The sequence below is a fragment of the Patiriisocius sp. 208BN25-11 genome, from assembly GCF_058147145.1.
Window position 1 is genome coordinate 144,067 of the sequence record NZ_JBYVJY010000006.1, and the last position, 19,253, is coordinate 163,319.

The 19,253-nt window shown below is 36.6% G+C and carries 16 protein-coding genes; 9 read left to right on the forward strand and 7 right to left on the reverse strand.

Annotated elements, in window-relative coordinates; all coding sequences use genetic code 11:
• Positions 1 to 135 precede the first annotated feature (135 nt).
• Genes ACY2RS_RS09315 through apaG form a run of 3 tightly spaced genes read left to right on the forward strand, consistent with a single transcriptional unit; the run spans position 136 to position 3,241 of the window.
• Positions 136 to 1,515: a pyridoxal phosphate-dependent decarboxylase family protein gene (locus tag ACY2RS_RS09315; RefSeq protein WP_490098373.1), complete on the forward strand. Its 1,380-nt coding sequence runs from the start codon at positions 136 to 138 to the stop codon at positions 1,513 to 1,515.
• Between the two features lie 33 nt (positions 1,516 to 1,548).
• Positions 1,549 to 2,853, forward strand: a complete 1,305-nt coding sequence (locus ACY2RS_RS09320; RefSeq protein WP_490098374.1) for a DUF3667 domain-containing protein — start codon at positions 1,549 to 1,551, stop codon at positions 2,851 to 2,853.
• Between the two features lies 1 nt (position 2,854).
• Positions 2,855 to 3,241, forward strand: a complete 387-nt coding sequence (gene apaG, locus ACY2RS_RS09325) for a Co2+/Mg2+ efflux protein ApaG (RefSeq protein WP_490098375.1) — start codon at positions 2,855 to 2,857, stop codon at positions 3,239 to 3,241.
• Here the strand turns inward: apaG and ACY2RS_RS09330 are convergent.
• Together ACY2RS_RS09330 and ACY2RS_RS09335 are read right to left on the reverse strand one after the other, a co-directional pair.
• Positions 3,210 to 4,223: a DUF6695 family protein gene (locus ACY2RS_RS09330; protein ID WP_490098376.1), complete on the reverse strand. Its 1,014-nt coding sequence runs from the start codon at positions 4,221 to 4,223 to the stop codon at positions 3,210 to 3,212. The genes apaG and ACY2RS_RS09330 overlap by 32 nt on opposite strands.
• Positions 4,220 to 4,786, reverse strand: coding sequence for an NRDE family protein (locus tag ACY2RS_RS09335; RefSeq protein WP_490098377.1), 567 nt, complete (start codon positions 4,784 to 4,786; stop codon positions 4,220 to 4,222). The genes ACY2RS_RS09330 and ACY2RS_RS09335 overlap by 4 nt, the downstream gene beginning before the upstream one ends.
• Positions 4,787 to 5,417: 631 nt before the next feature.
• Between ACY2RS_RS09335 and pruA the strand changes: the two genes are divergently transcribed.
• Positions 5,418 to 7,043, forward strand: coding sequence for an L-glutamate gamma-semialdehyde dehydrogenase (gene pruA / locus ACY2RS_RS09340; RefSeq protein WP_490098378.1), 1,626 nt, complete (start codon positions 5,418 to 5,420; stop codon positions 7,041 to 7,043).
• 82 nt (positions 7,044 to 7,125) lie between these two features.
• Here pruA and ACY2RS_RS09345 read toward each other — a convergent pair whose 3' ends face one another.
• The 3 genes from ACY2RS_RS09345 to ACY2RS_RS09355 all read right to left on the reverse strand — a co-directional run bounded on the left by ACY2RS_RS09345 (position 7,126) and on the right by ACY2RS_RS09355 (position 11,838).
• A complete protein-coding gene (locus tag ACY2RS_RS09345; protein WP_490098379.1) occupies positions 7,126 to 9,888 on the reverse strand; it encodes a TonB-dependent receptor in 2,763 nt (920 codons plus the stop codon).
• 90 nt (positions 9,889 to 9,978) lie between these two features.
• Positions 9,979 to 10,887: a GLPGLI family protein gene (locus ACY2RS_RS09350; RefSeq protein WP_490098380.1), complete on the reverse strand. Its 909-nt coding sequence runs from the start codon at positions 10,885 to 10,887 to the stop codon at positions 9,979 to 9,981.
• Between the two features lie 120 nt (positions 10,888 to 11,007).
• Entirely contained in the window at positions 11,008 to 11,838 is an 831-nt protein-coding gene (locus tag ACY2RS_RS09355) for a GLPGLI family protein (protein WP_490098381.1), read from the reverse strand.
• 124 nt (positions 11,839 to 11,962) lie between these two features.
• Between ACY2RS_RS09355 and ACY2RS_RS09360 the strand changes: the two genes are divergently transcribed.
• From ACY2RS_RS09360 to ACY2RS_RS09380, 5 genes are all read left to right on the forward strand, one after another.
• Positions 11,963 to 13,483: a sensor histidine kinase gene (locus tag ACY2RS_RS09360; RefSeq protein ID WP_490098382.1), complete on the forward strand. Its 1,521-nt coding sequence runs from the start codon at positions 11,963 to 11,965 to the stop codon at positions 13,481 to 13,483.
• A complete protein-coding gene (locus ACY2RS_RS09365; RefSeq protein WP_490098383.1) occupies positions 13,476 to 14,156 on the forward strand; it encodes a response regulator transcription factor in 681 nt (226 codons plus the stop codon). Before ACY2RS_RS09360 ends, ACY2RS_RS09365 begins: the two co-directional genes overlap by 8 nt.
• A 271-nt stretch (positions 14,157 to 14,427) precedes the next feature.
• Complete coding sequence (locus ACY2RS_RS09370) at positions 14,428 to 14,562, forward strand: winged helix-turn-helix domain-containing protein (RefSeq protein WP_490098384.1); 135 nt, start codon at positions 14,428 to 14,430, stop codon at positions 14,560 to 14,562.
• 110 nt (positions 14,563 to 14,672) lie between these two features.
• A complete protein-coding gene (locus ACY2RS_RS09375) occupies positions 14,673 to 15,371 on the forward strand; it encodes a hypothetical protein (protein ID WP_490098385.1) in 699 nt (232 codons plus the stop codon).
• A 4-nt stretch (positions 15,372 to 15,375) separates the two neighbouring features.
• Positions 15,376 to 15,990: a deoxynucleoside kinase gene (locus ACY2RS_RS09380; protein ID WP_490098386.1), complete on the forward strand. Its 615-nt coding sequence runs from the start codon at positions 15,376 to 15,378 to the stop codon at positions 15,988 to 15,990.
• A gap of 69 nt (positions 15,991 to 16,059) precedes the next feature.
• Here ACY2RS_RS09380 and ACY2RS_RS09385 read toward each other — a convergent pair whose 3' ends face one another.
• On the reverse strand, positions 16,060 to 18,510 hold the full coding sequence (locus tag ACY2RS_RS09385) for a sodium-translocating pyrophosphatase (protein WP_490098387.1): 2,451 nt from the start codon (positions 18,508 to 18,510) through the stop codon (positions 16,060 to 16,062).
• A 110-nt stretch (positions 18,511 to 18,620) separates the two neighbouring features.
• A complete protein-coding gene (locus ACY2RS_RS09390; protein ID WP_490098388.1) occupies positions 18,621 to 19,148 on the reverse strand; it encodes an inorganic diphosphatase in 528 nt (175 codons plus the stop codon).
• Positions 19,149 to 19,253: the final 105 nt, after the last annotated feature.

Consider the following 19,253-nt stretch of genomic DNA (forward strand, 5'->3'; position numbering starts at 1 on the left):
CTGTGCCGTGATAAGAAAGAACATACCATCTATTCCTAGACAATAAATTACGTTACGCTTTTTTATTTCTGAAATATTAGACACCGAAGCCTAGTGCTATTTAATGTATCTTTGCCAAAAAATCAAGCTCACGAGATGCAAAAAGACCTGGAATTATTTCAAAAACTCGCCGAAAAATTATTACAAGCCGAAAAGGACCAGCCCATCGCTGAACCCATTCCTGCAACACAACTTTTTGATGTACTTCCCCTTGCACTTGAAGAGCAACCTGCAAACGAAGCTGACTTTGAAGAGGCCATTGAAAAACTGGTCTTGAATACACCACGCACAGCGACACGTTTATTTTTTAATCAATTATTTGGAGGTAGAAACCCAAAAGCAACTTTAGGCGATTTACTTGCTGTACTCCTTAATAATAGCATGTACACTTACAAAGTTGCTGGCCCACAAGTAGGAATCGAAAAAGAAATTTTACGCAAATCTTGTGACCTTATAGGATACCCAAAAGAGGCTGATGGCACCTTTGCACCAGGCGGTTCTATGAGTAATTTCATGGCCATTCTCATGGCTCGTGATGCCCATAATGCCAACATCAAAAATGAAGGGGTCTTAAAAAAAATGACAGCTTACACCTCTATAGAATCTCACTACTCAACCCCTAAAAATGCTGCATTTATAGGCATAGGACGCGAACAAGTGCGCTATGTAGCCACCAATGAATATGGTCAAATAGACGCAACAGATTTGGCGACTAAAATTTCCGAAGATATTGCCGCAGGCTTTGAACCCTTTTTTGTAAATGCTACTGCGGGAACTACAGTACTAGGAGCTTTTGATGCCATTGAACCTCTTTCAAAAATTTGCAAAGAACACAACCTATGGCTTCATGTAGATGGTGCCTATTGTGGAAGTGTGATTTTTAGCCACAAATACAAACACCTTGTAAAAGGTCTAGAACTTACAGATTCATTTAGCTATAATGCTCATAAAATGATGGGAACACCTCTTACCTGTTCTATCATTTTAACCAAACACAAAAAATACTTGTACGATAGCTTTAGTAATGACGCTGCGTATCTTTACCAAACAGATGGAGATGATTACAACCTAGGAAAAACATCGATTCAATGTGGGAGAAGAAATGATGCGTTAAAATTTTGGACATTATGGAAATCTGTTGGAACAAAAGGACTAGAAAAAATAGTAGACCAGCAATTTCATCTAGGAGAGGTTGCAAGGAATTACATTAAAAGCAATCCAGACTATACCTTATACAGTTTTGACGATTCCATTTCTATCTGTTTTAACTACAAAGGTATTCCTGCCCAAGAACTTTGTACCTTACTATACCAGCACGCAACAGCTATGGTAGGTTTTGGAACCTTTAGAGGAACAGAATTTGTGCGCTTAGTAACCATTAATAGCGGAAATAGTGACGAAGATATTATTACGTTCTTTAAAACCATTGAAACTTTTGTGGCCGAACATGAAGCTTTGTTTGCATTAAAAGCATAGCAGAAACTAAAAAATCTTTGCTACATTTACCCTATGAGCGAAACACCTGAGGAGCACATAGACCCTGCACAAGAGATAGAAACAGCAAATGTGGCTGAAAATCAATCTCTTGAAATTTCTCCTGCAAAAGAGGAAGTAAAACAGCAACAGGATAATGTTTCCGAAAACAGTCGTAGACACTTTAAATATCGAGGTACTAAGTGCCTAAACTGCACACAACCTCTTGATGTCACAGACAGATATTGCCCGTATTGTTCTCAACTAAACAGCACAAAACCACTTTCTTTAAAAGACTTCTTTTTGGAGTTTCTAAGTAGTTTAGTAAGTTACGATTCTAGACTTCGTTTTACCGTAAAAGATTTACTCTTTAAGCCTGGCACCATTACTAGAAATTACATCAACGGACAACGTTTAAAGTATAGCAACCCGTTTCGGTTTTTCTTAAGTGTCTCTATTATTTACTTTTTATTGTACAGTATTATTGGGTTTTTTAGCCCACAAGCTGGTAATCCTTTTAATATAAATATGGATGACAACGAGGTTACCATCAACAATCAAAAAGGGAAATTTTATTTTGAAACTGATGAAGAGGAAGTAGATAAAGCTATTGAAGCGCTGCAAGCAAATCCAACCACAAAAAAATTCGCAGAAATCTTACGAAAAGAAGATTCTATTCGTCGTAGAGAAAAACAAAAAAAAGAGAAAAACATTAAAATAATACAAGGAGATACCGTAAAAGAATTCGATTACATCGCAAGAACTAAGTTGTTAGAAAAACGAGGTAATGTGCAAGGCTTTTTTGAAAAATTTAATTTATTTCAAGATTTCTATAAAGAGACAAAAATTCAATCTGCTTCAAGAGCATTAGACAGTTTGCAATTACCTGAAACCAACACCAATGTCTGGTTGTATAACAAAAATAAATCTATTGAAAAAATTGAAAAAGACCCAGTTACTTTCTTCCAATTTTTGTTCAACAAAATTCCTTTTTTCTTATTTTTCTTCGCCCCTATTTTTGCCTTGTTTTTCTCACTTATTTATATAAGACGTCCTCAAAAATACATGGAGCACCTCGTACTCATATTTCATATTTTTAGTTTTATCTTCTTAGTATTATTATTGATAGCAATTCCAGATATGCTATTTGATACAGATGTTTTTGTAGGAATTTTATTTGGAATTTTAGGTCCGTTCTACTTTTATAAAGCTTTAAGAAACTTTTACAAACAGTCTCGTTTGAAAACAATTATAAAATTTGTATTTTTAAATTTCGTTTTTGTAATAAGTGCAACTGCAGCAGCCAGTTTGTTCTTTTTAGCAACAGCAGCGACATATTAATATGGTTCAACAGGTTACGCAGGGAATAAAGGTATCAATCAAAACTCGTTTTGAGAATTCTTTCGTGTCTAACGGGAAACAGCAATATGCATTTTCTTATATCATCCGTATAGAGAACCAAAGTAAAGATGTGGTACAATTAAAATCACGTCACTGGAAAATTAAAGACGCTTTAAACGATATAGACATGGTATTTGGAGAAGGCGTGGTAGGCAAAAAACCGGTAATCGATCCAGGAAGTTCGCATACGTATAGTAGTGGTTGTTTATTATTAAGCCCTTTTGGATCTATGAGCGGCTATTACGAAATGATTAACTTTAGTTCTACTAAAAAGTTTAGAGTTAAAATCCCAAACTTTAAGCTGAGTGCACCTTTTTCGATGAACTAAACATTGAAAATTCTCCAACACAATCCATTTTCAATTTCTCATCATTTTGTAGTACGTGACAGTATTTACAATGCGAATCGTAGGTAAATGTATAGGCTATGCTTGCATCAAAGGTTTCACACACATAGACACCATCAAAATCAATTTCTAGCTGTTCGTTATATCGCTGAATTCTGTAATGCCCTTTAGGCAGATTACTTGGCAACATTTTAAAGTAGGCAGCACTACCGATACCCTCTAAGGCGTGTAAATCCTCAGATATAGACACCTTGTTTTTGGGGCCTAACACAGGAATGTTTTTCTTATCGAAGTAATTTGTCAAATTTTCTTTAAAAGCAGAACCTTTAAAAGGTTGTATAGCCCCATCCAACACTTGATACACAACACCATCTGTAGCTGCAATTTCTACATTACCCACGGTACTGGGTGTAAATAGTTTATTGAATTTTAATCTTTTGATAATACGGGTAGCATCTGTAGCAGCCAACAAAGCTTCGGCTACCAATCTAGAACAATTGCTTCCTTCCTTTTCAAAAACGCCATAAGGAATATTTCCTCGTTGTTGCAATGCTAAAATATACCTTTCTGCTTTTTCAAAATCAATTTGATCACAGACAGAAGCTAACAATCTACCACTCCCATGGGTACGTTGCGGATTGGCATCTAACCATAATAATATTTCTTCCACATTTAGCATGGTGCCTTTTTCATCAAAAGCAGCTTTAAAAGGCAGTGCTAATTCGGCATCGGTTTCTGCACTGCGCACTCTTCCATGACCGGGTGGCGTGACATAGCGTCCAAAATCGAAATATCGAATCGCACCTGTCTCATTTTCAACCAGCAATAATGCAGCATGCCCTGCTTTTATATAATGCTTGGTACCAAGACCTACATACGGCAATAACTTACAGATTAACTCTGTACTTCCCTTTACAAAAGTATCAGGAAACGCCAATGCTATTATTTTTCCTGTGTACTTCAAAGTGCTATGCTCGTTGTTTGTTGATGTTCTAAATCCTGATACCGCATGGTCGCTTTTGCATCTTCAACATGTACCTGCGAGATACTCTTCGTTTTCACAAAGCCTCGGTCCATAATCAAATTTGTTGCTGTATTACCAGTACCTGCATGCGTATGGAAGTCTAAAATTTCAGCCCTAGAAGGCCTCAAATTTTTAAATAAAAATTCAGAAAACCAGGTTTCTCTTTCTTGTTTCACTTCTGGAGCATACAATAAAGAAGATGACCAAATATGTGGCGCCCAGGGTTTTTCTGTTAGGTGTACTTCTTCCCCATCCCACACCAACTCATGTAGCGAAAGCGTTGTATTCCAGTCTACTAAAATAATCGTAAAAGGCTCTATCCCTTTAAAATCAAAACCTTGTATGGCCTCAAGGGCATTAGAACTCGTAAGCAACTGTGTCACAACAATACCGCGACTCATCCTGTAGCTCGCTTCTCGTTCATGTGCCACGAAACCACCATTTAGCAAACACACCAATCGTTTGCGTTCACTCATACCAATCCAAGTTCCTCCTGCTTCCACATCTTTAGGAAACAGCAATGTAGTTTGATTAACAGTATACTGCTGCGGTGCAGCGTCTCACGATTTGGCGCTTCATCTCTATTTGAGGTAAGCGTAAAACCCGTCAAGCCATTTGGTAAAAAAGTAACTGTACACATAAAGAAGTTGTCTTTGTTCTTTCAAGAAACTTACGCAAAGATGCATTAATTGGTTTCAAAAATACGCAAGCAAACTGCTGCAAAAAACAATTCTTTTTAAAAATACGCATCTCTTCGGAAATATTAAAAACAATTCATTGTGTTAGACACTTATTACTATTTATTGAATAAAGAATTTTTATCTGTACCTATTTTTTCTGCATACAGGAGATCCCAAAGTTTCGAAACTAGAACTCATCTAATTAATTTAAAGTAGGTTTCGACTGTATTTACGCTAAAGCTTCAGCGACACGCGTGCGCTCAACCAGACATCATTGTACTCTTTTACTCTCTCTTTTTTCTATTTACTAATGTGATTTGAGGAATAAAGTTTCCTATAAAAGCAACAGATGCAACACCTATATTCTGAAACAGATTTTTTGTACCTTCGCAGTTCGAATTTTAGTATGTAACCAATTGCATTTTGCTCTTGCAAATGCACAAATAAACTCACCATGGGAAAAGGATTTTACAAAGTTCCAGTTGCTGTTAATGAGCCTGTAAAAGGATATGCTCCTGGATCTCCAGAGCGCGCAGCTGTTGCAAAAACATATAAGGATATGTACAATAGCACGATTGATGTGCCTTTATATATTAACGGAAAAGATATCGCTACAGGAGATACGGCTACAATGTCACCTCCACACGATCACAAACATATTTTAGGAACCTACCACAAAGCAGAGAAAAAGCATATTGAAGAAGCTATTGCTACTGCTTTAGAAGCTCGTAAAATGTGGTCTCAAATGCCATGGGAACAACGTGCAGGTATTTTTCTTCGCGCAGCCGAATTAATCGCTGGACCCTACCGTGCAAAAATAAACGCTGCTACGATGTTGGCGCAGTCTAAAACCATTCACCAAGCAGAAATTGATGCTTCTTGTGAGTTGATAGATTTCTTGCGTTTTAATGTACAATACATGACAGAAATGTATGCAGAACAACCTGCTTCTACCAGTGATGTATGGAATCGTTTAGAATACCGCCCATTAGAAGGGTTTGTATATGCTATTACACCTTTTAACTTTACTGCCATTGCAGCCAATCTTCCTGCCAGCGCAGCCATGATGGGGAATGTTGTGGTGTGGAAACCAAGTGACAGCCAAGTATATTCAGCTAAGATAGTATTGGATGTATTTAAAGAAGCAGGAGTTCCTCCAGGAGTGATCCAAATGGTGATGGGAGATCCTGTTATGATTACCGATACGGTAATGGACAGCCCAGATTTTAGTGGTTTACACTTTACGGGTTCTACCTTTATCTTTAAAGAGCTTTGGAAAAAAATTGGATTAAACATTCACAACTACAAAACCTACCCACGTATTGTTGGGGAAACAGGTGGTAAAGATTTTATTGTAGCACACAAATCATCAAACCCAGCACAAGTAGCAACCGCTATTTCTAGAGGAGCCTTTGAGTTTCAAGGACAAAAATGTAGTGCCGCTAGTCGCGTGTATGTGTCAAAAAGTATTTGGGCTGCTACCGAGAAGCATCTTAAAGCACAAATGGACACCTTTACCATGGGATCTCCAGAAGACATGAGCAATTTTATTACTGCCGTGATTCATGAAGGTTCTTTTGATAAACTCGCAGGTTTTATTGACCAAGCCAAAAAAGACGATAACGCTGAGATTATTGCAGGTGGAGGATATGACAAGAGCAAAGGATACTTTATCGAACCTACGGTAATTAAAACCAATGATCCAAAATACACCACCATGTGTACAGAATTATTTGGTCCTGTAGTAACGGTATATGTATTTGAAGATGATGCTTGGGAAGAAACATTACATTTAGTAGACCAAACAAGTGAGTACGCCTTAACAGGAGCTGTATTTAGTGAAGACCGTTATGCTTTAGAAGTAGGTGTGAAGATCCTAGAAAATGCAGCGGGTAACTTCTACATTAACGACAAGCCTACAGGTGCTGTTGTTGGACAACAACCATTTGGTGGTGCTCGTGCGAGTGGAACAAACGACAAAGCGGGAAGCAAGTTAAACCTATACCGCTGGTGTTCTCCTAGAATGGTAAAAGAAACCTTTGTATCTCCAACAGATTACAAATACCCGTTCTTAGGTTAGGGTTTTCTTCGGAAATTTTAGAATACAAAAAGCCTCGTTATTAAATAATAACGAGGCTTTTTAATACAACCTAATTGGCTCATTAAATATCATATTTCACTACAAACATGACAATTCTTGGTAGCACCAAATACTCTGTGGTGCTATTAAATCGGTCATTAAAACTATCATTATTAATCGCTTCGGTATTGAGGATGTTGGTCGCTTTTATAGAAAACTCCCAAGGACTTTCTCCTTTTTGATAGTACAGGTCTGCATTAAAGAACGAATAGCGATTTTCTATGGTATTTGCATCGTTTGAGTAATCGTAAAAATCCCACTCGGCACTTAGCTGAAAATCTTTTAAGAAAGTGACATCAACATTTGCATAAGGTCTGCTGGTGGTGAACTTTTGTACTCCTTGTCCGTTTTCATAATCGTTTAATACATAGCGATAGCCTACTTCAAAATTAGGCCAATCTCTAAAATTGGTTTGTACGCTCGCTCTATAGTTTTGTGTAAAGCTTGTACTTTCTTGAATCTCCTCACCAAACGTATTAAAGGTATTACTCCAAAACACATTAGCATTTAACCTAAACTGGAACTTCTTCACGCGCTTGCTAAAACGTCCAAATACTGACAGAGATTCATCAGGAAAATTACTGTCAAAGTTTACAGGAGAACCCACTTGGTTAATTCCTTCTCCACCGACGGTTTGTTTAATGGCATCTATGCTTCTCGTGTAGTTAATATTTCCGCCGATATTGGTGTAGTTAAACATATTAAAACTAAAATAGGTCAAGTTGTAGGTATGCGCTAGTGAGTTTTCTAAGTTCCTATTTCCACGAAATAAGTTGTTGTAATTGTTAAACACGTAACCACGTGCATAGTTATTTACATCCCTATAATTGGCAGAAATACTATAGTTAAATCGAAGATTCTGACTCTTTTTAATTTCCCAAACCGCATTTACATCGGGTAATACACGCCAATCATTTTGCGAAACCTCTGAGCCTAACTGCTCATTTTTGAGTCCGTAGTTATGTAGCGTCACCCCAGGCGTTAAAATAAACTTTCCAGTTTTTAATTTATAATGCAAACCTAAAAAAGCATCAGTAAAACTATAGCTCACATCATTATTAAAATCTGCTCCCGTAAATGTATTTTGATCTCCATTATCTAATATTTGAAATATCCCAGAATCAAATTGCTGCTTACTGTAGGTAGTCCCTAGCGTTACATTAATGTTACTCACATTATTAAGTACATAGTAGTAATCTATTTTTGCATCCAACTTGTTACTCACAACATTTTTACTTTGATTGATGTTGTATCGATCACTAAAGAGTAATGGTGTAAAATTTTCTGTGGGTGGCACATCATCTCCATTATCTTCGAACTCTGTAAACACTCCTCTAAAAGGAACCACATCCTGTGCAGCTTGGTAAAAAGGATCTTCATCTTGATATAAATACTGCGCTTGCCCCGCAAAAATATTTTTATCGTTTAACGTGTAGTAGGCATTTACATTTTGATTTATCGAAAAGGGTTTGTTTTCTAATTGCTCGACAATATCGTTCTCAAAATCTTGTACCACAGAAAGCGTGTTTGAATCTTCGGTTTGTTTTGAGGTTTTTATCAAAGCGTCATAATCAATTTGAAAATTTGTGTTGGGTTTGTATACCGCACTCAACTTCCCCATGGCGAGTTGATTTCTTGTATCACTTACCGCATTTGTATTTTCTACTTGCTGGTTTAATGTAAAAGTTCGTAAGGTATTGTTCACGATGTTGGTTTTGTTATCAGATAAAATAGCAAAACCAGTGAGGTCTAATTTTTTATTAAAAGCATAGCTGAAATTTCCTGCAACGAATTTGGCTTCTATGGCATTGGCCCTATTGTTTTGGGTGGTTGTAAACCCTAATTCGCTATCACGAATACTGAAGTTTGTTCCTCCACCACTATTAAAGTTCCTGAAACCTCCAGTAAAATTAAAGTAGTCTCTAAAGGTAAATGGCACTTCCCCGATGTTATTGAAATCGGTGATGATATTGATACTATATTTCGGGCTGTAATAAAACAATTTAGGATGCACTAGATAGCGTCCGTCGTCTTGGCTTTCTTCTCCAGTGGCAACGCCTGCACCAGCCGTTACTTCTCCAAACCAGAAATTCTTTTTTCCTTCTTTGAGCTTGATATTGATAGCAACATTATCACGATCGTTCCCCAAACCTCGCATTTGGTCTACCTCGTTATAATTACGTAACACCTCAACTTTATCTACAGCATCTGCGGGAATATTTTTGGTAGCGAGTTTAGAATCTCCATCAAAGAAGTCTTTTCCCTCGACCATGACTTTGTTGACTGTTTTTCCTTCAATTTGTATTTCACCATCGTCGTTAACCTCAACACCAGGTAATTTTTTCATGACATCTCCTAGCTTACGTTCCTCACCATTTGTAAAAGAATCTGCATTATAAATAATGGTATCTCCTTTTACAGTAACAGGCATTTCGTATACCAACTCCACATCATCTAGGCTTGACACTTTTTGCTGTAACACAAAATCGTAGGTCATATTCTCTGCATCGTCTGCTACATTTAATTCTTTCTCGGCATTTTCATACCCTAAAAAACTAGCTTTTAAAAGATAGGATTGTCCCTTTGGAAGATCTAATTGATAGCGTCCATCATCATTTGTGATGGCATACGATTCTATCTCACCACTCTCTTTCACTGTTGCAATAACGTTCGCCAAACTTAAAGGCGACCCTATGGAGTCTTTTATAGTTCCTCGAAGGTTAATGCTCTGTGCCGATGCAGCAGTGCTAAAAAGCACGATACATACTAAGATTAATTTTTTCATGTTTTTTGATTGTTCTGAATAAAAAAACTGCGCAAAAGCAACCTATATGTTGTCTTGTTCTGCGCAGTTCAATATGTTAGTTCGTATTTTTTATAAGCCTCCGCGTCTACCTCCGCCGCCACGTCTACCGCCTCGACCTCTAAAGTTTTCTTGCATTTCTTCAGTTTTATCTTTTACAATTTTGGTGTATTCTTCTCTTGTTACCTCTTTCCCTGTAGTAGGCGGCTTAATATTTTCTGCTTCTTTAGGGTTCATTACAATTTTAGAACACAACAGTGTAGTTCTGTAAAAATTAAGTTCTAAAATTAATCCCGGCAAACCTGCATATTCTCCTGGACCATGCCCTACTGGTATTTGAGGCGTAAACCAAGCTGTAACCAAGACCTCTTTAGGAATATCAAACTGATTCATAGGATCGTTCATAGAATCTTTTTGTTCCTGTGTAAGTTCCTTCTCATCTTCAGGTTTTTTATCTCTGTCACCTCGTCTGCCTCTTCTTCTTGGCCTTGCCATGCTAAAATCGTTTGGATTTACGGCTTTTATGGCAGTAGCTTTAAAAGCAACATACTGCCCTATTTGCTTGGATTCCTTGCCTATTTTCCAATCTAATTTGGCAATGGTATCGGTAACTAAAAACTCTTTTCCAAAGAACTCATTCTCTTCTACCATCTCACCCGTTTCAATGTTTTTGTACTGTGCACCGGGTGTATAACTACTCATCATCATGGCAAAAGGACCTCCGCTACCAGGACCCGCTTCTAACTTTACTTCTTCTTTATAAATAGAAGCGTTGTTGTTAAAGGTAAGGATGTATGTTTTTTCTAGGTAGCTCTTCATCATCTCGGCCACTCTTTTTTTCATGTCTTCATTCATCTGTCCGCCACCCATTGCATCCATATCTACTGTGGTTTTCGATTCATAAAAGGCTTGACCATTAATAGTCTGTGCAACAGAGATACTTGTAAAAAACAGCGCAATTGCTATCGATAAAACTTTCATATATGTCATTTTGAGTAATTAGTAACAAACTTAGCGTTTTGTTACAACTCATTTGACTAAGGTTTTCACAAAAAGTTTAATTGGCCTGCTAATACATATACATTCTCTGCGCGTGAGAGGCTATTGCCCTCCTATTCTTATGGTGGTCGTGTTCCCTTTTCTTTTATTGTTTCCTTGATGAAAGCGCTCCATCATTTCTTTATTTTTCTTTTCTTGGATTTTATCAAACTCAGCCTGAGTTACTTTTTTCCCTTTTTTTGGTTTTTCAATAACAACACCTTCTTTTGGATTTAGTACAATTTTAGAACACAATATTGTTTGCTGTCCGTCATTCACCTCCAAGACCAAGCCTGGTAAACCCCAAAAAATTCCTGGACCATGAGATACTGGTATTTGTAGGGTATACCAAACAGTTGTCACTCGTTCTTCTTCAACTTCTTCGTACTCCATTGATTCTTCCCCAAAGGTACTGGTCATAATTGTATCGATACGCTTTGCTTTGAAACACAAATAGTCACCAATATTTTTGGTTTCTTTTTCTAGAATCCATTTTGGTTTTGATAGTGTGTCTTGAATTAAAAATTCTTTACTCATGATCTCAGTTTTGTTAGCAAAAGTTCCTTCTGTTGTATTTTTATACAATAAATCACTTGCTCCAGAAACAGTTATTTGTATTGCTGCATTTGAAGGAGCCTGCGGCGCATCTAACTTTGGCACTTCCTTATATATAGATTCGTCTTTATTGAAAGTAAGCGTGAATTCTTTTTGAAATTGTGCTTTTAACTGAGCCTGAATTTGCTTTTGAATGTCTTCATTCATTCCATCTTGTCCGTCCATTTTTAAATCGACCTTCCTATCGGTTTTATAGGTGGCGATACCTTCTAATTGTTGTGAGAAACTTGTAGCGATGGAAAGCGTTAGGATGAGTAGTGTTGTAACTATTGTTTTCATAAGAATTTATTTTGTGTTTACTATTTCAGAAATTAATACACCACAAAGATGCATTACATTTCTATATTTAAAAGTTAACCACTGTTAACGTGTGTTAAGTGATTTGTATACCAACAAATTATGGTTGTATTTTGCACTCATGCAAGAAAGACATTATAAAACGATATTATATTTTATTAGTATTGTAATACTCGCAACACTAGCTATGCAAGTGTATTGGAATTACAAAAATTACCAAGCGGGTAAGCAACAACTTGTTAATGAAGTTCAAATTAGTCTAGACAATGCAGTAGAAACGTACTATGCAGCATTAGCCGAGGAAAACATTATTGGATTTTCATTATCAGACCAAGCCACAAACATGAAGCAAGAAGCTTTGGATAGTATTTTTGAAAGTTTTGTTTTGTTAGATTCTATAGAAACCAACACTATTAAAGAGCTAAGTATTAACATAGATGCAAGAGACAGTAGTAAAGGAGTTTCAATTTTTAGTAGTTCAGGAATTCGAAACACAGATACCCTATACGATAGAATATCCATTTCTGAAGGGATGAAAAAAAGCATGGCGCAATGGCACCGTACTGGAGATACTATTTTTAAAAATCCATTAGCGCAATTAACCTCACGTGTCATTTTTGGGATTACTGAGAAAGAACTAGATGTTGTTGCATTTGATACACTTTTTAAGAATGAACTAGAGCGGAAAAACATCAACATTGCCTATGGCTTAGACTATGCAAACAATCAATTTAAAGCATCGATAGATACTAGTACTGCTTCAGAAAATCATAACCTAACAACGAATTCTAAATCTAGTTACCTTCCCAATGGTGCTTCTCTTGCTGTACACTTCAGCAATATTGCGAGTACCATTTTAAAACGAAATATCATTGGTCTATTACTCTCCTGTTTTTTTGCCATAGCCATTATTGGAGCACTATTGTATCTTTTAAAAATCATTAAAAACCAGAAGCAGTTGGCAGAAGTTAAAAACGATTTAATAAGCAATATTACCCATGAGTTTAAAACCCCACTCGCAACCATTGGAGCTGCCATGGAAGGCATTCAAGTTTTTAATACCTCTAATGACACAGAAAAAACACTAAAGTATGCTAATATCTCTGCAAATCAAGTAAGCAAATTAACTACCATGGTGGAAAAATTACTGGAGACAGCTACTTTGGATGGAGAACAATTAGAGCTAAATTTTGAAACCACAAATCTTCATGAACTACTAGAAGGTATTAGTCAAAAAGAAATTTTTAGTAGTGAAGAAAAAACAATTTCTTTTTCATCTTCGGAAATGTTAGTTAAATACCCCATAGATCGTTTTCACTTTGAAAATGCCCTCAATAATATTGTAGACAACGCCCTAAAATATGGAGGTGATACTATTGCTATTTCATTAGCAACAACATCGAAAGCTATTGAAATTAGCATTCAAGACAACGGAAATAAATTAACAGCGGCCCACAGCAAACAAGTATTTGAAAAGTTTTACCGCGTCCCTAAAGGAAATACGCATGATGTAAAAGGTTTTGGTATTGGACTCTACTACACCAAAGCTATTATTGAAAAACACGGGGGAACTATAGCCGTATCTGTGAATCCTACTATATTTAAAATTACATTACCTCATGGATAAATCGACCATTTTATTAGCCGAAGACGAAATTGCCCTAGGACAAATTGTAAAAGAAAGTTTAGAAAGTAGAGACTTCAAAGTCATACATTGCACCGATGGCGAGCAGGCATTGGACACCTACACCAAAGAGCAGCCTAGTATTTTGGTTCTGGATGTCATGATGCCCAAGAAAGACGGCTTTACCCTAGCCAAAGAAATACGCATGCAAGACCAGCACATTCCTATTATTTTTTTAACAGCAAAATCACAGACCAAAGACGTCGTAGAAGGCTTTGAAAGTGGTGGAAACGACTACCTAAAAAAACCTTTTAGTATCGAAGAGTTAATCGTACGTATTGAAAACTTACTCCAAAGAAAAAAACTACAAAACATCCCAAAAGATATTCAGATTGGCGATTTCACTTTTTTGTTTAAAAAACAAACATTACAGTATAAAGAAGAACCTCCTATTTCCCTAACCCATAGAGAAGCTCATTTGCTATTTCATTTAAACAACAATAAAAATGAAGTGTTAGATCGTTCTGTGATTTTAAAAAAACTCTGGAATAACGACGATTTCTTTAGTGCCCGAAGTATGGACGTGTTTATTTCTAAGCTTCGCAAAAAGCTAAGCAAAGATGAAACCATTCAGATTATTAATGTGCGTGGATATGGCTATAAATTAACGTATTAATATTCTAGAGTTTACTGGTGGTTGTTCTCTAAAAAGCAAACCTTTTTTCTTTTGCTTTTTTGAGAACTTTGCGTTTCACTCATCAATTCTTTAGTGCCCGAAGCATGGATGTGTTTATTTCTAAACTGCGTAAAAAACTGAGCAAAGATGAAAACATTCAGATTATTAATGTGCGTTGATATGGCTATAAATTAACGTATTAATATTCCAGAGTTTACTGGTGGTTGTTCTCTAAAAAGCAAACCTTTTTTCTTTTGCTTTTTTGAGAACTTTGCGTTTCACTCATCAATTCTTTAGTGCCCGAAGCATGGATGTGTTTATTTCTAAACTGCGTAAAAAACTGAGCAAAGATGAAAACATTCAGATTATTAATGTGCGTGGATATGGCTATAAATTAACGTATTGAACAACTGGTCTGCTTTTTGTACCTTGTAGGTCATGAAGCGCATCCTCCTTATTTTCTTTTTTTGCTTCCAAGCTGTGACAAGTCAATCACTTAATGAAACTAATGTCATAATGCTTGAAGCTGATCAATTTATTGGATACGACATCTACTCCAACACCTACACCGTTACTGGTATGGTACTTCATAAAGAAGGTCCTACCGGTGTCTTTCAATTTACCGACTTCCAATTGGGAAACATTACCAATGTAGATATCATAAACCCACTAAATGTCGTGGTTTTTTATGCAGACACCAATACTGTCATTTTATTAGACAATAGGCTTAATGAGATTGAACGCATCAACTTTAACACACTAGAAGAATTTGCAAATATTAGTACCGCAAGTAATGCTGGTGGTAACAAGTTGTGGCTTTTTAATGCAGACTTACAACAATTAGAAATTTACAACTACAGATTGAATACTAAAAGCAGTATTTCACTTCCAATTGCTGAAATTTTAACAGACCAAGCCAGTAATTTTAATTACAAATACTTGCTTACACCCTCTGCAATTCACATATATACAGTTTTTGGTGGCCTGGTAAGTTCTATTCCTTTTGAAGGCGGAGAAAAGATTGTACAACACCGCGGTACTTTAGTAATTCTAAAACAAAATACGTTGTATAAAATTTCCGAAGGAAACACAGCAATCAACCCTATAAAAACTCCTCAAATAAGCATTCAAGACTTGCAGCTGTCTCAAGATTTCTTGTATATTTATGACCGCAAAAATGTTTACGCATTAGCCACACAAAAACCAAAGAAATAGAAGTATGCACGTTGCCATAGCAGGAAATATTGGTTCTGGAAAGACCACCCTTACACGTTTATTAGCAAAACATTACAAATGGAAACCTCACTATGAGGATGTAGAAGACAACCCGTATCTAGATGATTTCTACAACCAGATGGAGCGTTGGTCTTTTAACTTGCAAATCTATTTCTTGAACAGTCGTTTTCGTCAAATCTTAGACATTAGAGAAAGTGGTAAGAAAATTATTCAAGACAGAACGATTTATGAGGACGCCTACATCTTTGCGCCCAACTTGCATGCCATGGGTTTAATGACTAATAGAGACTATGAAAACTACAAGTCACTTTTCGATTTAATGGAAAGTGTTACAGAAGGTCCAGACCTTTTAATATACTTGCGTAGTTCTATCCCAAATTTGGTGAAACAAATACACAAGCGTGGTCGTGAATATGAAAACACTATTAGTATTGAGTATTTAAGTAGATTAAACGAACGTTACGAAGCTTGGATCACAACTTATGACAAAGGCAACCTCATCATTTTAGATGTAGATGATTTAGATTTTGTGGATAACCCAGAACACTTAGGGCAAGTGATCAGTAAAATTGATGCTGAGATTAACGGATTATTCTAAGCACCTATAAAAACCTAAAAAAACCTGCCAATTGGCAGGTTTTTTTTATGATTGTATTTTGAGTACCACTTACTCTTTATTCACATTAATATCCACTCCTTTAATAGCTTCTATTTTTGCTAAGACTTCTGCTTCAGTTCCAGAGAATGTTTTTGTCTCCTTCTTTGTGTATCCGTCTTGGTTTGTTTCAATCGTTACATTTGCAGTAGTAATACCGTTTTCTTCTGTCATTTCTACACGCACTTGTTTTTCAACTTCTTCAGTAACTTCCTTTAACACTTTGGTGTTTCCTTCTGTATCGATAAACATCATTTCTTGAGCATCAGAATTATGAGCTGTATCTCCATCTGAGTGACCTCCTAATATTGGAGCCACTACCAATCCAATTAAACAAGTAAGTTTAATTAAGATATTCATAGAAGGTCCAGAAGTATCTTTAAAAGGATCACCAACAGTATCACCTGTTACTGCAGCTTTGTGTGCATCAGAACCTTTATACGTCATTTCTCCGTTAATCTCTACTCCGGCTTCAAAAGATTTCTTAGCATTATCCCAAGCACCACCAGCGTTGTTTTGGAAGATTGCCCAAAGTACACCACTTACGGTAACTCCAGCCATATAACCACCTAACATTTCAGCGATAGCCAACTTGTCCATTCCAAATAATAATGGTACAAAAGCAATTACTAATGGGAAACCAATAGTCAATAGACCAGGTAACATCATTTCTTTTAAAGACGCTTCTGTAGAAATTGCGACACACTTATCGTATTCTGGCTTACCAGTTCCTTCCATAATGCCAGGAATATCTCTAAACTGTCTACGTACTTCCTGTACCATTTCCATGGCAGCTTTACCTACTGCATTCATAGCTAAGGCAGAGAATACTACAGGCACCATACCTCCTACAAATAACATTGCTAATACCGGTGCTTTAAAGATGTTAATTCCATCAATACCCGTAAAGGTTACATAGGCAGCAAATAATGCCAATGAAGTTAAGGCTGCAGAAGCAATAGCAAATCCTTTTCCTGTTGCAGCAGTTGTATTACCAACAGAATCTAGGATATCTGTACGTTCTCTAACGATAGGCTCTTGTTCAGACATTTCAGCAATACCACCTGCGTTATCACTAATAGGTCCAAATGCGTCAATTGCTAACTGCATTGCTGTGGTTGCCATCATGGCCGAAGCAGCTAATGCTACACCATAAAATCCTGCAAATGCATACGACGCCCAAATAGCACCTGCAAATAATAATACAGAAGGAAATGTAGAAATCATCCCCGTTGCCAAACCAGCAATAATATTTGTTCCAGCACCAGTACTTGATTGTTGTACAATTTTAAGAATAGGTTTTTTACCTAATCCAGTATAATATTCTGTTACTGCAGAGATCACTGCTCCTACTACCAAACCTACTAAGGTTGCATAAAATACACTCATTGAAGAAACTTCTTTAAGTCCTTCTCCAAAAAATTCCATATTCATGGTTTCTGGTAACATCCACTTACAAAGACCAAAACATGCTACTGCAACTAAAACAATAGAAGTAATATTTCCTTTATTTAAAGCGCCCATTACTTGGCTTTCTTTAGCATCGTTGCTGCTAATTTTCACCAACATTGTTCCTATGATTGAAATAATGATTCCTGCACCTGCAATTGCCATTGGCAATAAGATAGGACCTATTCCTCCAAAAGCATCGGCAATACTTCCGCCCATGTCTTTAATTACATAATTCCCTAAGACCATAGCAGCCAATACCGTTGCTACATAAGAACCAAATAAATCGGCTCCCATACCAGCAACATCACCAACATTATCACCTACGTTATCTGCAATAGTTGCAGGGTTACGAGGATCGTCTTCAGGAATTCCTGCTTCTACTTTACCTACAAGATCTGCTCCTACATCGGCAGCTTTGGTATAAATACCACCACCTACACGTGCAAATAATGCAATAGACTCTGCTCCTAACGAGAAACCAGCTAAGGTTTCAAGTACAATCGTCATATCCATCGTGTTGGTCCACACACCTCCCATAAAGAAGTGGAAGAAAAAGATAAAGAATGCAGTTAATCCTAGTACTGCAAGACCTGCAACACCTAGTCCCATTACGGTACCTCCACCAAAAGAGATTTTAAGTGCATTAGGCAAACTCGTTCGTGCCGCTTGCGTAGTACGTACGTTTGTTTTGGTTGCGATCTTCATACCTATGTTTCCAGCAAATGCAGAAAAAACAGCTCCGAAGATAAATGCAATCACAATGAGCCAATGGGTTGTTGGTACTACAAAAGAAACAATTGCTAATAATACACTTACTATTACAACGAATATAGCAAGTAATTTATATTCTGCTTTTAAGAATGCCAAGGCACCTTCATAAATGTGGTCACTAATTTCTTTCATCTTTCCATCTCCAGCATCTTGTTTTAATACCCAAGATTGTTTAATCCACATGTAGAGTAAACCTAAAACTGCCAATGCAATTGGCACATAAATCATCATTGATTCCATATATATTTTGATTTGTTAATTAAGTCGCTAAAAGTAACAAAATCAATGACAAATAAAAAACCCCTTTTTAGGAGCTAAAAAGGGGTTTATAAGTACTTAATTATGAGAGATTAAATCGTAAAATCTCCTTTTGTTTTATGTTCGCTTGTTTGGTAACGTTCTACACAGGCGTGTAAAATAGCATAGGCTTCATCGGCATCTCCCCAACCTCCTACATCCACTCTCTTCTTCTCCAAATCTTTGTACACTTGAAAGAAGTGTGTGATCTCTTTAATTCTATGAGGATTTAGGTCAGAAATATCATTATAGCTATTCCAAATTGGATCTGTAACAGGCACACAAATTAATTTTTCGTCCGGTCCTTTTTCATCTGCCATATGGAAAACCCCAATAGGCTTTACCTCCATTACACACATTGGAAACGTAGGTTCTGTGCCCATTACCAATACATCTAACGGATCACCATCTAACGCTAATGTTTCTGGTATAAACCCATAATCACCTGGATACATCATTGATGAAAACAACATACGATCAAAACGTATTTTTTTTAAATCAAAATCGTATTCATATTTATTTCTACTTCCTTTTGGGATTTCGATAAGCACATCGAAAGTCATTCCTTTTTCTACTGTCATAATTTTTTACTTCTGAAATTTTAGTGAAAAAGCAATACGGTTACTTGTAGGTTATGCGCTTTTTCGGGCTGCAAAAATACTACAAATTGCCACATAAGAAAGCAG

Bases quoted from the DNA above. Each gene is read 5' to 3' on its own strand.
- ACY2RS_RS09375 (WP_490098385.1), top strand. From the start codon at position 14,673: ATGCTTGAAGCTGATCAATTTATTGGATACGACATCTACTCCAACACC.
- ACY2RS_RS09315 (WP_490098373.1), top strand. From the start codon at position 136: ATGCAAAAAGACCTGGAATTATTTCAAAAACTCGCCGAAAAATTATTA.
- ACY2RS_RS09390 (WP_490098388.1), bottom strand. From the start codon at position 19,148: ATGACAGTAGAAAAAGGAATGACTTTCGATGTGCTTATCGAAATCCCA.
- ACY2RS_RS09355 (WP_490098381.1), bottom strand. From the start codon at position 11,838: ATGAAAACAATAGTTACAACACTACTCATCCTAACGCTTTCCATCGCT.
- ACY2RS_RS09350 (WP_490098380.1), bottom strand. From the start codon at position 10,887: ATGAAAGTTTTATCGATAGCAATTGCGCTGTTTTTTACAAGTATCTCT.
- ACY2RS_RS09365 (WP_490098383.1), top strand. From the start codon at position 13,476: ATGGATAAATCGACCATTTTATTAGCCGAAGACGAAATTGCCCTAGGA.
- ACY2RS_RS09345 (WP_490098379.1), bottom strand. From the start codon at position 9,888: ATGAAAAAATTAATCTTAGTATGTATCGTGCTTTTTAGCACTGCTGCA.
- apaG (WP_490098375.1), top strand. From the start codon at position 2,855: ATGGTTCAACAGGTTACGCAGGGAATAAAGGTATCAATCAAAACTCGT.
- pruA (WP_490098378.1), top strand. From the start codon at position 5,418: ATGGGAAAAGGATTTTACAAAGTTCCAGTTGCTGTTAATGAGCCTGTA.
- ACY2RS_RS09385 (WP_490098387.1), bottom strand. From the start codon at position 18,510: ATGGAATCAATGATGATTTATGTGCCAATTGCATTGGCAGTTTTAGGT.
- ACY2RS_RS09320 (WP_490098374.1), top strand. From the start codon at position 1,549: ATGAGCGAAACACCTGAGGAGCACATAGACCCTGCACAAGAGATAGAA.
- ACY2RS_RS09380 (WP_490098386.1), top strand. From the start codon at position 15,376: ATGCACGTTGCCATAGCAGGAAATATTGGTTCTGGAAAGACCACCCTT.